Raw genomic sequence first — 13,604 nt, forward strand, 5'->3', positions numbered from 1 at the left:
GCTGAGGCCAGATGCTCTCTTACATCCTCCGTCGCATCGTCGCGACCTTGCCAGTCATGGCGATCGTCGCGCTGTTCGTGTTCAGCCTGCTTTATATCGCGCCGGGCGATCCGGCCGTGGTGATCGCGGGTGATCAGGCAAGCCCGGAGGATGTGGAGCGCATCCGCCAGAGCCTCGGGCTGGACCGGCCCTTCCTGGTCCAGTTCGGAAGCTGGGTCTGGCGCATCCTGCACGGCGATCTCGGCACCTCGATCTTCACCAACCTGCCGGTCTCCGCGATGATCGGGCAGCGTCTCGGACCGACGCTGTCGCTGATGATCGTCACGCTGCTGCTGACGATCGTGGTGGCGGTGCCGCTCGGCGTGGTGGCGGCATGGAAGGCCGGCAGCCTGATCGATCGCGTCATCATGGGCTTTGCCGTGTTCGGATTCTCGCTGCCGGTCTTCGTGGTCGGCTATATGCTCGCCTACATCTTCGCGCTGGAGCTGGAATGGCTGCCGGTGCAGGGCTACACGCCGCTGGCCCAGGGTTTCTGGCCATGGCTGGAAAACCTGATCCTGCCGGCGATCGCGCTCGGCTGCGTCTACATCGCGCTGGTCGCCCGCATCACGCGGGCAGCCATGCTCGAAGTGCTGCAGCAGGACTATATCCGCACCGCCAAGGCCAAGGGCCTCGGGCAGGGCGGCATCCTGTTCATTCACGCCCTGAAGAACGCGGCGGTGCCGATCGTCACCGTGATCGGGATCGGCATCGCGCTCCTGATCGGCGGCGCGGTCGTCACCGAGAGCGTGTTCGCGATCCCCGGCCTTGGCCGCCTCACCATCGATGCCATCCTGCGCCGTGACTATCCGGTGATTCAGGGCATCGTGCTGCTGTTCAGCTTCGTCTACGTCCTCGTCAATCTGATGATCGACGTCGTCTACACGCTCGTTGACCCGAGGATCCGCTATTGACCGACACCACCGTCAATCCGCATTCGCTTCCGGCCGGCCTCGTCCTTGCGCCGCAACTGCCCGAGATCCTGCGGCCGGTCAGGATACGGCGCGGCTTCGTCGGCCTCCTGCGCGGCCACCCGACGGTCGCGATCGGCGGCGCGCTGCTGCTGATGCTGGTGCTGATCGCGATCTTTGCGCCATACCTCGGCACGGTCGATCCGACCGCGCTTGCGCCCGCCAAGCGCACCCGCGCGCCGTCGGCCGATTTCTGGTTCGGCACCGACGTGCTCGGCCGCGACATCTATTCGCGCGTGCTGTTCGGCGCGCGCGTCTCGCTCACGGTCGGCCTCTCGGTCGCGATCTGCGCCTCGGCGATCGGCCTTGCCATCGGCATGGTATCCGGCTTCATCCGCTGGGCCGACGGCATCCTGATGCGGTTCATGGACGGGCTGATGTCGATCCCGCCGATCCTACTGGCGATCGCGCTCATGGCCCTGACGCGCGGCAGCGTCGGCAACGTCATCCTGGCGATCACCATCGCCGAGATTCCGCGCGTCTCGCGCCTCGTCCGCAGCGTCGTGCTGTCCTTGCGCGAACAGCCCTATGTGGACGCGGCCGTGGCCTGCGGCACGCGCACGCCGATGATCATCCTGCGCCACATCCTGCCCAACACGGTTGCGCCGATGCTGGTCCAGGCAACTTACATCTGCGCCAGCGCCATGATCACGGAGGCGATCCTGTCCTTCATCGGCGCCGGCACGCCGCCGACCATCCCGTCCTGGGGCAACATCATGGCCGAGGGCCGCGCGCTTTGGCAGGTGAAGCCCTACATCGTGTTCTTCCCGGCGGCGTTCCTGTCCGTCACCGTGCTCGCCGTGAATCTGCTCGGCGACGGCCTTCGCGATGCGCTCGACCCGCGCATGGCCAAAAGCCTGTGATGTTGTCTGTGATGGATCGAGGCTGATTGCGATGGCTTTGCTCGAAGTCGAGAACCTCCAGACCCATTTCCGCACGCCCGGCGGCATCAACCGCGCGGTCGACGGGGTATCCTTCCATGTCAACGAGGGTGAGACGCTCGCCATCGTCGGCGAATCCGGTTGCGGCAAGTCGGTGACGTCGATGTCCTTGATGCGGCTGATTCCGGAGCCGCCGGGCCGGATCGCAGGCAGCATCCGCTTCGCGGGCAGGGATCTGCTGAAATTGTCCGACCGCGAGATGCGCGCGATCCGCGGCAACGACATCTCGATGATCTTTCAGGAACCGATGACGAGCCTGAACCCGGTGCTCACCGTCGGCCGCCAGATCCGCGAGACCTTGATGATCCATCAGGGCCTCGACAAGCAGGCGGCGGAGGCGCATGCGGTGGAGATGCTGACACTGGTCGGCATTCCCGAGCCGAAACGGCGCGTCGGCGAATATCCGCACCAGCTGTCCGGCGGCATGCGCCAGCGCGTGATGATCGCGGTTGCGCTGGCCTGCAATCCGAAGCTTCTCATTGCAGACGAGCCGACAACCGCCCTCGACGTGACAATCCAGGCGCAGATCCTCAAGCTGATGTTGGACCTGAAGCGCCGGGTCGGCGCCGCCATCATCCTGATCACCCACGATCTCGGCGTCGTCGCCGAGATCGCCGAGCGCGTTATGGTGATGTACGCCGGCCGCAAGGTCGAGGAGGCGCCGGTGGCCGAGCTGTTCCGATCCCCGCGTCATCCCTATACGCAAGGCCTGTTGGGCGCGGTGCCGAAGCTCGGCTCCTCGCTCGCGGGCACCGCGACCCGCCTTGCCGAGATCCCGGGGCAAGTGCCGGATCTCCGCAAGCCCATTATCGGCTGCGTCTTCGCCGGCCGCTGTGCGCTCGCGACCGACGTCTGCCGGCAATATGCGCCCGGACTTGAAGAGAAGGGCCCGCGCCACGTCGCCGCCTGCCATTACGCCGCCAAGGGAGCCGTCGCGGCATGAGTCCTCCGCTGCTCCAGGTCAACGACCTCAAGAAACATTTTCCGGTCAAGAGCGGCCTGTTCGGCCGCAAGTCCGAATTCGTCTACGCGGTGGACGGCGTCTCCTTCGAGATCGCGCGCGGCGAGACGCTGTCGCTGGTCGGGGAGTCCGGCTGCGGAAAATCGACGGTCGGCCGCGCCATCCTGCGGCTGTTCGAGATCACCTCGGGCCAGGTCATCCTCGACGGCCAGAGGATCGACGACGCAGCACCTGGCACGATGCGCCAGATGCGCCGCCGCGTGCAGGTCGTGTTCCAGGACCCGTTCTCCAGCCTCAATCCGCGCATGCGTGTGCGCGACATTCTCGCCGAGCCGATCCGCAATTTCGGCCTCGCCAAGTCCGCAGAGGATCTCGAGGTCCGTGTCACATCACTGATGGACACGGTGCGCCTGCCGCGCGAGGCGCTGAATCGCAGGCCGCACGAATTCTCCGGCGGCCAGCGTCAGCGCATTGGCATTGCGCGGGCGCTGGCTGCCGAGCCCGAGCTGATCGTCTGCGACGAGGCGGTCTCCGCGCTCGACGTTTCGGTCAAGGCGCAGATCGTCAATCTACTGCAGGATCTGCAGCGCGAGTTCGGCCTCGCGCTGCTCTTCATCAGCCACGATCTTGCCATCGTCGAGCACATGACCCATCGCGTCGCGGTGATGTATCTCGGTAAGATCGTCGAGGTCGCCCCGCGCCGCGAGATCTTTGCCGCGCCAAGGCATCCCTACACCAAGGCGCTGCTTTCGGCCGTGCCGCTGCCGGAGCCCGGAGCCCAGCGCAATCCCATCATCCTCAAGGGCGACGTGCCGAGCCCGATCAATCCGCCGAAGGGGTGTCGCTTTCACACCCGTTGCCCGTTCGTGTTCGATCGTTGCCGGACCGAGGAGCCGACGCTGCGCGCGGCCGGAGCCGAGCAGTGGGTGGCGTGTCACCTGGAAGAGGCTGCGCCGGCAGTCAGCGGTTAAGGACCTGACTCCAGTCCGCGTCGCACACCGCGCCGACGCTGGGCAGGTGCCTGGATGGCGGGCGCAACTGACATCGGGTGATGATTACATTATGCCCCTGTTTTGCCCGACGAGTCAAAATCCACCGCCGATCCGGGTCGGCATTGGCCTCGGATGCGAGGTCGCGCGGTGCATCGGAAATTCGTAAGCGAAAACAAGCCCCGTTGTACTGTGCATGGGGTTGTTTTCGCACTTTGTCGTGGCGGACCCTCAACCCTGCCGGCGCAGGAAGCCGGTGATCGTCACCTTGTCCCAGATGCCGGCCGCGGCAAACGGATCGGCGCGATTGAAGGCCTCGACCTCGCTACGGCTAGGGGCCTCGATCAGGAACAGGCTGCCGATCATGGTCTGGCCGTCGTCGGAGACGAGCGGACCGGACATCACGATCTTGACGCCGAAGCGCGAGGTGTCGCTGAGGAAAGCCTTGTGGGCGTCGTAATTGGCGAGCCGCGTCGGCAACGCGCCGGTGCGGTCGAGGGCGTGAATGGCGAACAGCATGCTGTCTCCGTTTCTTGGCTTCATTCTTGGGACGGCCGCGGGCTGCGGCCGTCCGGTCTTGATGTGGGGGGATGGCCTACTTCGCGCTGAGCTTGCCGGCGTCCTCGAAGGTGGGGCAGGTCCGCTGCTCCAGCGGCACGTCGAACGGCCCGTAATTGTCCTTGGTGATCACCGTCGGCTTCAGCACGATCTCGCTGATGACAGGCTGGCCCCGCAAGGAGCGGATCGCCATCATGGTGCCGAGGCAGCCTTGCGCAAAGCCGTTGTAGTCGCCGCTCGCCAGCAGCTTGCCGGACTTGATCGCGTCGATCGCCTCCTTGGTGCCGTTGATGCCGATCACCTGCGCCTTGCGGTTGGCACCGTCGAGCGCCTCGATCGCGCCGACCGCCATGGCATCGTTGGCGGCTAACACGCCGTCGATCTGCGAATTCGACTGCATCAAGTTCTCCATCACCTGGAGCGCCTGGAGCCGCTGGTAGTTGCCGGGCTGCGAGGCCAAAAGCTTGGCGCCGGGGGCTTCCTTCAGCGCGTCGTTGAAGCCGCGGACGCGGTCGACATTGGTCAGCGAGCCCTTGACGCCTTCGATGATGACGATGTTGCCCTTGCCGCCGAGCGTCTTGAGCAGGAAGCGCGCGGTCTCCAGCCCAAGGCTGTAATCGTCGGCGCCGACGAAGGACAGGAACTTGCCGCCGGCCGAACGGTCGGTGATGTTGACGACCGGGATCTTGGCTTCGTTGATCTTCTCGACCCCGGGGACCATCGCCTTGTAGTCGACCGGCGTGAACACGATCGCGCTCGGCTTCTTCACCACGACGTCCTCGATCTGGCTGAGCTGCTCGGGGATCGAGTCCGGCTTGGTCGGGATGTATTGCAGCGTCTTCGCGTTCAGCACCTTCGCCATGTTGTCGGCGCCGACCCGCACCGTCTGGAAGAACGGATTGGTCTGGTTCTTGGTGAAGACGGCGATGGTCTCGCCGTCGGCACGCGCCGCAGTGGTGAGCGCGGTCGCCATCAGCAACGGCAGCGCCACATAGCCAATTGTCTTTCTCATATTGCCTCCATCCCTCATTTTGCTTGTTGGATTGCTGGAACTCATTGCGCGCGGCGGCGGGTCTTCATGTCGAGCCAGACCGCGAGAATGACGATGACGCCGGTGACGAGCGGCTGCCAATTGGCGCTGACCGCGAGCAGGTTCATGCCGTTCAGCACCAGGGTCAGGATCAGCGCGCCGATGAAGGTGCCGAACACGGTGCCGACGCCGCCGAACAGCGAGGTGCCCCCGATCAGAACGGCCGCGATCGCCGGCAGCGTCAGGCTCTCGCCGATATCGGCCTCGGCCGAATTGAGCCGCGACAGGAAGATGATCGAGGCAAGTCCCGCCATGGTGCCTGAGACCGCGTAGACCAGCAGTAGGCGGCGCGCGACGGGAATGCCTGATAGTCGTGCGGCGACAGGATTGGCGCCGATCGCGTAGATCTCCTGGCCCCAGACCGTGCGCTGCGCGAAGAACGTCCCGATGCCGAGGAACACCAGGAGCAGGTAGACCGGAATGGGCAGGCCGAACAGATAGCCGCTGCCGATCTGGCGGAAGCCGGCCGGGAAGCCGTGCAGGGTCTCGCCCGCCATGTACCAATAGGTGAGGCCGTTCAGCACCCAGAGCATGCCATAGGTGGCGATGAAGGAGGGAATGCGGAGCGCCGTGACCATGACGCCGTTGATCAGGCCGACGAGCCCGCCGCAGGCAAGTCCGGTGAGGATGCCGAGCGCAGGCGAACCGGTCGTGTGGATCACGGTACCGGCGAGGCAGGCGGACAGCGCGACATTGGCGCCGACGGAGAGATCGAGGCCTGCGGTCAGCACCACCAGCGTCAGGCCGGAGGCGATGAAGAAGGTCAAGCTTGCCTGCCTCAGCACGTTGAGGATGTTGCCGAGGCTCAGGAAGGAATCGCTGAGCACGGCCAGCACCGCGCAGATCAGGAAAGCCGCGAGCAGGCGATAGAATAGCTGGACCGCGTCCTGCGACAGGAAGGAGCGGGGCGGCGCCATGGCGCCCTTGGTGATGTCGGTCATGTGCGGCTCCTGAGGCCGTCGAGGAACAGGGCAACGATGACGAGCACGCCGACGCTGGCGACCTGCACCGAGGAGGGGAGCGAGATCAGGTTCAGCCCGTTGCGCAACACGCCGACGGAAAGGACTCCGAGCAGCGTACCGAGTAGCCAACCATTCCCGCGCTCGAACGAGGTGCCGCCGACGGCAACGGCCGCGATGGCATCGAATTCCAGGCCGAGGCCGGCGGTGGGATGGCCGGAGTTCATGCGTGCGGTCATCAACAGGCCTGCGATTCCGGCCATGGCGCCGCCGATCGCGTAGACCGCGATCAGCAGCCTGTTGGGGGATAGCCCGGCATAGCGCAGCGCCTCGCGGTTGCCGCCGAGGGCGAAGATGTAGGTGCCGAAGCGGGTGTGATAGAGCAGGCCGTGAAAGGCCGCATATGTCACCAGCGCCATCACGATCGGCACGGGAATGCCGAGCAGCGTCGCCGAGTAGATGTCGCGCACGCTGTGGGGAATGCCGACCACGCTCTGGCCGTCGCTGACGATCAGCGACAGGCCCTGCGCCATGCCGAGCGTGCCGAGCGTCGCGACGAAGGGCGGTATGCCGAGAATCGCGACCAGCCAGCCGTTGGCGAGGCCGAAGGCGGTGCCGACCAGAAGGCCGGCGCCGAGGCCCAGCAGCATCGACTTGGTCGCAAGCGACACGATCGCGACGCAGAGCGAGGTCAGCGTCAGCACCGCGCCCATCGACAGGTCCAGCCCCTCCGTCATGATGATCAGGGTCATCGGCAGCGCGAGCATGGTCAGGATGGTCGACTGCACCAGCACGTTGGAGAGGTTGGCGACCGACAGGAAGCCGGGCGCGATCACGCTGAACAGCACGATCAGCAGCACCAGCACCATGGCAACGCCGGGAATGCGCTGCAGCGGATTGGGCTCTGAGACGATCGCGGCTTCACGCATGATGCATCCCCAGTCGCACGATGTTCTCCTCGGTCAATTCGTTGCGTGACAAATGTCCCGCGATGCGCCCCTCGCGCATCACATAGGCGCGGTCGCAGACATGGCAGATCTCGACCTGCTCGGACGAGATCATCAGGGCCGCGGCGCCGTCCGCGACGAGGCGGTCGATCAGCGCGAAGATCTCCGACTTGGCGCCGATATCGATGCCGCGCGTCGGCTCGTCGAAGATGAAGAGCTTCGAGCCGGCTGCCAGCCATTTGCCGATCACGACTTTCTGCTGGTTGCCGCCCGAGAGCAGTCCGACGGTCTGGCGTGCGCTCGGTGTCGCGATGCGGAGCTGCCGGATCAGGCCGTCGGCGGTGCGCTGTGCCGAGCGTTGGTCGAACAGCCCGCTCGGAAACAGCTTTTTCAGCGCCGACACCACCAGATTGTCGCTGACGGATCGCAGCAGCGCGAGGCCTTCGCTCTTGCGGCTCTCAGGGATCAGCGCGATGCCGCGGCGGGCGGCGAGATCCGGCTCGCCGGAAATGCTCTTGCCGTCGAAGATGATCTCCCCCGATGTCACGGGATCGGCGCCGAAGATGGCGCGGGCGACCTCGCTGCGGCCGGAGCCGACCAGCCCGCACAGCCCAACGATCTCGCCGCGGCGCACCTCGATGTTGATGTCGGAGATGCCGGTGGACGCGGAGAGGCCCTTGACCTCGAGCAGCACCTCGCCGGGCTTGTCGGCGAAATTCCGCGGATAGGTCATGTCAACGTTGCGGCCGACCATCATGCGGACCAGCTGGTCCGGCGTGACGTCGGCAGGCCGGACACCGTCGATGCGGCGGCCGTCGCGCAGCACGGTGATGCGATCGCCGAGCGCGAACACCTCGGCCATGCGGTGGGAGATGTAGACGATGGCGACGCCATCGGCCTTCAGCCGCGCGATCAGCGCGAACAAGAGCTCGGTCTCGCGATCGGACAGGGCTGCGGTGGGCTCGTCCATGACGAGGATGCGGGCATTCTGGCTGATCGCCTTGGCGATCTCGACCATCTGCTGCTGGGCGACGCCAAGCTTGTCGACGGTGGTGGCGGGATCGATGTCGAAGCCGATCGTGTCGAGCACGCGCTTTGCGTCGGCCAATATCCTGCGGCGGTCGATGGTGCCGGGAATGCGGCCCTTTGGCTCGCGGCCGAGGAAGATGTTCTGGGCAATGTCGAGATAGGGGACGAGCGAGAATTCCTGGAAGATCACGGCGATGCCGAGCTTCTGCGCATCGGCGGTCGAGGAGATCGCGACTCTTTCGCCATTGTAATAGAACTCGCCGGTGTCGGCGCGATAGGCGCCGCACAGCACTTTCATCAGGCTCGACTTGCCGGCACCGTTCTCGCCCAGCAGCATATGGACTTCGCCGGGGTAGACGGCAAAGGACACGTCGTCCAGTGCCTTGACGCCCGGAAACTCCTTGCTGATGCCGCGCAATTCCAGCAGCGGCGTGGGCGAGGTGACCTCGATCGGGAGCGCGTCGCTCATGGCTTGTTGCTCATGTTTTGGCTCTGCCAGCAAAGATCTTTCCGGGGTTCATCAATCCGTCAGGATCGAGCGCCGTCTTGATCGATCGCATCACATCCACGGCCTCGCCGAGCTCGTCGGTGAGATAGCCGATCTTGCCGAGCCCGATGCCGTGCTCGCCGGTGCAAGTGCCGTCCATGGCGATGGCGCGCGCGACCATGCGGGCCTGCAGCGCCTTGGCGCCTTCGGCCTCCTCGGGCTTTGTCGGGTCGATCAGGATCAGCATGTGGAAATTGCCGTCGCCGACATGGCCGACGATCGGTGCGGTGAAGCCGTGCTCGTCACCGTCGCGACGCGTCTCGATCAGGCATTCCGCCAGACGCGAGATCGGCACGCAGACGTCGGTGATCACAGCGCGCGCGCCGGGCCGCAAGCCAAGGCCGGCGTACAGGGTGTTGTCGCGGGCATGCCAGAGCCGGCTGCGGTCTTCCGGCGCCTTGGCCCAGGCAAAGCCATGGCCGCCATGCTCGGCCGCGATCGCCTGCGCGGCTTCGGCCTGCTCGGCGACGGAGGTCTCGGAGCCATGGAATTCGAAGAACAGGGTGGGGGCCTCGCGATAGCCGAGCTTGGCGTAGGCGTTGATGCCGCGCATCATGACATCGTCGAGCAGCTCGATGCGGGCCACGGGGATCGCGGACTGGATCACGGAGATCGCGGTGTCCACCGCATCGTGCAGGGTGTCGAAGCTGCAGACTGCCGCCGAGATCGCCTGCGGCACCGGGTGTACCTTCAGCGTGATCTCCGTGATGACGCCGAGCGTGCCTTCCGCACCGACGAACATGCGCGTGAGGTCGTAGCCGGCCGCCGATTTGCGCGCGCGCCGGGCGGTACGGATCACGCGGCCGTCGGCCAACACCACCTCCAGCGCCATGACATTGTCCTTCATGGTACCGTAGCGCACCGCCATCGTGCCCGAGGCGCGCGTCGACGTCATGCCGCCGATCGAGGCATCGGCGCCCGGATCGATCGGGAAGAACAAGCCGGTGTTGCGCAGCTCCGCATTGAGCTGCTTGCGCGTGATGCCGGGCTGCACCACGACGTCCATGTCGCTGTCGTGCAGGCTGAGCACCTTGTTCATGCGCGCGAAGTCGAAGCAGACGCCGCCGGCGACCGCGGCCGCATTGCCTTCGAGCGAGGTCCCGGCGCCGAACGGGACGATCGGCATGCCCGCGCCGGCGCAGAGCTTGACGATTTCAGCGACCTCCTGCGTCGTCTCAGGGAAGACGACGATGTCCGGCGGCAGGCTGCGATAATGCGACTCGCTCTGCCCATGCTGATCGAGCACGCCGCGCGCGACGCTCGCGCGCGGTCCGATCATGCCGGCGAGGCGCTCGGCCAATATGTCCGTGCTGACCCGCGGTCCCATCCGTAAGCTCCCGTTTGCTCCCTGTCTCCGGACTCTTGTTGGTCCGTCGTTCAGCTTAAGCGGCTCTTGCGTTGCTTGCGACCTGCTTCAGGCCGAAATCATAGTTGAGATGAAAATAGTCGCGCTCCACCATGCGACCATCCGGCGCACGGCCGGCGGGATGACGGACGAATTCGCGGATCAGGCTGTCCTTGACGCCGAACACCACGTCGCTGTCGAGATATTGGTCGCCGGCAACGAACACGTGCGTCACCAGCTGCTCGAAACCGGGCGCTGAGATCATGAAGTGCACGTGCGCCGGGCGCCAGGGATGGCGTCCCTGCACCTCCAGCATCTCGCCGACCGGTCCATCATGCGGAATCGGGTAGGCGGCCGGCTTGATCGACCAGAAATGGAAGCGGCCGTTGGCGTCGGTATGGAAGCGGGCGCGCATCGCGAGATCGCCGATCTCATCGAGCTGCTGCACGTCGTAATAACCGTCGTCGTCGGAGTGCCAGACGTCGACGATGGCGCCGGCGAGCGGCTTTCCGTCCACGGCCGAGACCGAGCCGGTGACCAGCATCGGATCGCCATCCATCGGCCCGGAGATGTCAGCGCCGCTGTCCTTCTCCGGCGCGGCCTGGACGAAGAACGGCCCGAGCACCGTGGTCTCGGTCGCGCCTTCGGGCACCGGATGGTTGATAGCGTCGACCAGCATGGAGACGCCGAGCGTGTCCGACAGCAGGATGAACTCCTGGCGCTTGTCGTTGCACATGTGCCCGGTGCGGGTCAGGAAGTCGATGCCGTATTCCCACTCCTTCTGGGTCGGCCGCACCTCGCGGACGAAGGCGTGAAGATGCCGCACCAGCGCCTCGCTCACCTGCTTGATGCGTGGATCGGTCGCGCCCGCGATCCGCTCCAGAACGGCGTCCGTGATCGTGTTTTCGTTGAAGTTACGCATGTGTATCTCCGCGATCAGGGTTTTGGTTCGCCGAGGCCGGACAGCCGTTCGAGATGCTTGACGGTCGCGATGAAGTCGGTATCACCGTCGCCCTGCGCGACCAGCGCGCCATAGGTCTCGCGCACTTGCGCGGCGAGCTGCAACGGCACGCCGACGGCGTGGCCGGCGCCCAGGATTAGGTCGAGATCCTTGGCCATCTGCCTGCAGGAGAAGGTGGACTCGAAGTCGCGAGTCCGCAGCGGCGCGGTCTTGTACTTCACCATGGGGGAGGCGACCGCGCTGTCGTCGAGCACTTTCAGGATGTCCTGCCAGGCGATGCCGCCCTTGCGCGCCAGCGCCAGACTCTCCGCCATCATCGCCGCCGACACGGCGATCATCAGATTGACCGAGAGTTTTGCAAAGCGCGCTTCCTCGGCGGAGCCGAGATAGGTCTGGGCGCGGGTGAAAGCTGCGAACAGCGGCTTGACGCTCTCGAAGGCGTCCTTCGGCCCCGACACGAAGCAGGTCAGCGCGCCTGTGTGCACGATGCTGGCATTGCCGGAGACCGGCGCGCGCAAATAGGCAATGCCACGCGCCTGCGCGGCGGCCGCAACCTCAGCCGAGACGTCGACACTCACGGTGCTGGTTTCGATCAAGACGGCACCTTGTGCCATCGCGGCGATCAGGCCGGCGGAGCCGAGCAATGCGCCGCGCAAAGCGGCGTCGTCGGGCAGGGACGTGATCACAGCGGCCTTGCCGCTCACGGCCTCGGCCGGCGAGGCGGCAATCGCAATGCGCTGCGCGCGTGCCTCGTCGATGCGCGCCGCGCTCTGGTCGAACGCGGTAACGGCGAAGCCCGCCTTGGCGACGAGCACCGACATCGGCAGGCCCATCTTGCCGATCCCGATGAAACCAACTGTTTTCAGAGCGTCAGTCATTGTTCTTGTCCATTGGCGCCTCAGGCGGCGCGTCCCTGTCGTTCAATATCCTGCACCAGCCGCCGGCCGGATTGCGCCAGCAGCTCCTTCTTCGTCTCGAGTCCCTCGATCAATAGCCGCCCGTTCTGCTTCTTCCAGGCACCGCCGATCATGACGGCCTCGATGTTGGCGAGGCTCGTCTGCATCACGACGGTTGCGACGGGATCATGCACTGGATGGAGATTGAGGTCGGAGGCGTTGATGATGACGAGGTCGGCGAGCTTGCCCGGCGTCAGCGAGCCGATCTGGTGCTCGCGGCCGAGCATGCGGGCGCCTTCCGTCGTGATCCAGCGCAGCGCTTCGCGCACGGGAATCGTGGTCGTCGCCGGAATGGCGCCACTTGCTTTGCGCGATTCCACATTGTCCAGTGCCCGCTGCATCGACAGCGCAACGCGCGCGGCGGAGAGGAGATCGCCGGCCAGGACGGACTCCAGGTCGATGCCGATGGTCGGCCGCACGCCGCGCTTCAGAAGGCGGCCGGTGATCGGAAAGCCATGGCCCTGGATCATCTCGTTCTCGGGCGTCACCGAGAACGATACGCCGAGATCGACGAGACGATCGAGCAGATCATCCGGCAGATCGTTGCCGTGGATGATGTTAATGCCGGGACCGACGAGGCCGGCCTCGAGCAGCTTCTCCCAGCCGCCGGGCGTCTTGGCCGGACCGCCGCCCTGATGCATCGATGCGATCAGCTTCAGCTCCCGCGCCAGGCGGAAATCGTGCATGGCGACGTCGAGCGTCGAATAATGCGGACCGAGGATGGCGAGCCCGAGCGTGACGAGGCCGTCGCGGTCGGCGAGGGGCCCGGCCAGCAGCCGCTCGACCTCGCGGCGCGGATGCGGCACTTCCGAGAAATGCGGCTCGCCCGGCTTCGGCTCGGGCTTCGGCGAGCCGTGGAAGAACGCGGCGCGGACGCCGCTTTCGATCAGGCCGCGCACGGCTGCGTCGGTATGATCCGGCGTCGGGTTGTTGTGGCACCAATCGACCAGCGTAGTGACGCCGTGATTGATCTGGTTCAGCGCGCCGACAAGCGTCGCGATGTAGATGTCGTCGGGCCGGAACACGGTGGCAAGGCCCGCATGCATGCGGCGGAAATATTCCAGCAGCGTCCAGTTCGCGGCGAAGCCGCGCAAGCCCGTCTGCCAAGTGTGCATATGTGCGTTGATCAGGCCGGGAATGACGATGCGGCCCGTGCCGTCGACGACCGCCGTGTCGGCCGCAGCGTCGATCGACGGGCGCACCTCGGCGATCCGGCTGCCCTCGACCAGCACATCGCCGGTCGAGAGATCGCCGATCGCGTCATCCATGCTGATGACGGTCGCGGATCTGATCAGGGTGCGCCGCATCGCT

At 65.7% G+C, this 13,604-nt stretch carries 13 protein-coding genes; 4 read left to right on the forward strand and 9 right to left on the reverse strand.

Annotated features, from left to right (window positions below; translation table 11 throughout):
* The first annotated feature begins 11 nt into the window (after positions 1 to 11).
* Genes I6F28_RS24215 through I6F28_RS24230 form a run of 4 tightly spaced genes read left to right on the forward strand, consistent with a single transcriptional unit; the run spans position 12 to position 3,883 of the window.
* Positions 12 to 953, forward strand: coding sequence for an ABC transporter permease (locus tag I6F28_RS24215; RefSeq protein WP_225141410.1), 942 nt, complete (start codon positions 12 to 14; stop codon positions 951 to 953).
* Complete coding sequence (locus tag I6F28_RS24220) at positions 950 to 1,873, forward strand: ABC transporter permease (RefSeq protein ID WP_036034858.1); 924 nt, start codon at positions 950 to 952, stop codon at positions 1,871 to 1,873. The genes I6F28_RS24215 and I6F28_RS24220 overlap by 4 nt, the downstream gene beginning before the upstream one ends.
* Before the next feature lie 31 nt (positions 1,874 to 1,904).
* Positions 1,905 to 2,894: an ABC transporter ATP-binding protein gene (locus I6F28_RS24225; RefSeq protein WP_192893254.1), complete on the forward strand. Its 990-nt coding sequence runs from the start codon at positions 1,905 to 1,907 to the stop codon at positions 2,892 to 2,894.
* Positions 2,891 to 3,883, forward strand: coding sequence for an ABC transporter ATP-binding protein (locus I6F28_RS24230; protein WP_225141412.1), 993 nt, complete (start codon positions 2,891 to 2,893; stop codon positions 3,881 to 3,883). The genes I6F28_RS24225 and I6F28_RS24230 overlap by 4 nt, the downstream gene beginning before the upstream one ends.
* A 249-nt stretch (positions 3,884 to 4,132) precedes the next feature.
* On the opposite strand, the gene I6F28_RS24235 is transcribed toward I6F28_RS24230, so the two are convergent.
* From I6F28_RS24235 to I6F28_RS24275, 9 genes are all read right to left on the reverse strand, one after another.
* Entirely contained in the window at positions 4,133 to 4,420 is a 288-nt protein-coding gene (locus tag I6F28_RS24235) for a YciI family protein (protein ID WP_036005205.1), read from the reverse strand.
* A gap of 76 nt (positions 4,421 to 4,496) precedes the next feature.
* On the reverse strand, positions 4,497 to 5,471 hold the full coding sequence (locus I6F28_RS24240) for a sugar ABC transporter substrate-binding protein (protein WP_036005202.1): 975 nt from the start codon (positions 5,469 to 5,471) through the stop codon (positions 4,497 to 4,499).
* A gap of 41 nt (positions 5,472 to 5,512) precedes the next feature.
* Positions 5,513 to 6,490 carry an ABC transporter permease gene (locus I6F28_RS24245; protein WP_036005199.1) on the reverse strand — a complete coding sequence of 326 codons (978 nt, stop codon included), beginning with the start codon at positions 6,488 to 6,490 and terminating at the stop codon, positions 5,513 to 5,515.
* A complete protein-coding gene (locus I6F28_RS24250) occupies positions 6,487 to 7,437 on the reverse strand; it encodes an ABC transporter permease (protein ID WP_109144269.1) in 951 nt (316 codons plus the stop codon). Before I6F28_RS24250 ends, I6F28_RS24245 begins: the two co-directional genes overlap by 4 nt.
* A complete protein-coding gene (locus I6F28_RS24255; protein ID WP_109144268.1) occupies positions 7,430 to 8,953 on the reverse strand; it encodes a sugar ABC transporter ATP-binding protein in 1,524 nt (507 codons plus the stop codon). The genes I6F28_RS24250 and I6F28_RS24255 overlap by 8 nt, the downstream gene beginning before the upstream one ends.
* A gap of 10 nt (positions 8,954 to 8,963) precedes the next feature.
* On the reverse strand, positions 8,964 to 10,358 hold the full coding sequence (locus I6F28_RS24260) for an FAD-linked oxidase C-terminal domain-containing protein (RefSeq protein WP_225141414.1): 1,395 nt from the start codon (positions 10,356 to 10,358) through the stop codon (positions 8,964 to 8,966).
* A gap of 55 nt (positions 10,359 to 10,413) precedes the next feature.
* Positions 10,414 to 11,298 carry an intradiol ring-cleavage dioxygenase gene (locus I6F28_RS24265; protein WP_225127740.1) on the reverse strand — a complete coding sequence of 295 codons (885 nt, stop codon included), beginning with the start codon at positions 11,296 to 11,298 and terminating at the stop codon, positions 10,414 to 10,416.
* A gap of 14 nt (positions 11,299 to 11,312) precedes the next feature.
* The gene (locus I6F28_RS24270) at positions 11,313 to 12,215 is read right to left on the reverse strand and encodes an NAD(P)-dependent oxidoreductase (RefSeq protein ID WP_225141416.1); all 903 of its coding nucleotides are present in this window, start codon (positions 12,213 to 12,215) and stop codon (positions 11,313 to 11,315) included.
* 20 nt (positions 12,216 to 12,235) lie between these two features.
* Positions 12,236 to 13,600 carry an amidohydrolase family protein gene (locus tag I6F28_RS24275; protein WP_225141418.1) on the reverse strand — a complete coding sequence of 455 codons (1,365 nt, stop codon included), beginning with the start codon at positions 13,598 to 13,600 and terminating at the stop codon, positions 12,236 to 12,238.
* Positions 13,601 to 13,604: the final 4 nt, after the last annotated feature.

This window comes from Bradyrhizobium sp. NBAIM14, from assembly GCF_020193895.1.
Lineage (GTDB): Bacteria > Pseudomonadota > Alphaproteobacteria > Rhizobiales > Xanthobacteraceae > Bradyrhizobium > Bradyrhizobium yuanmingense.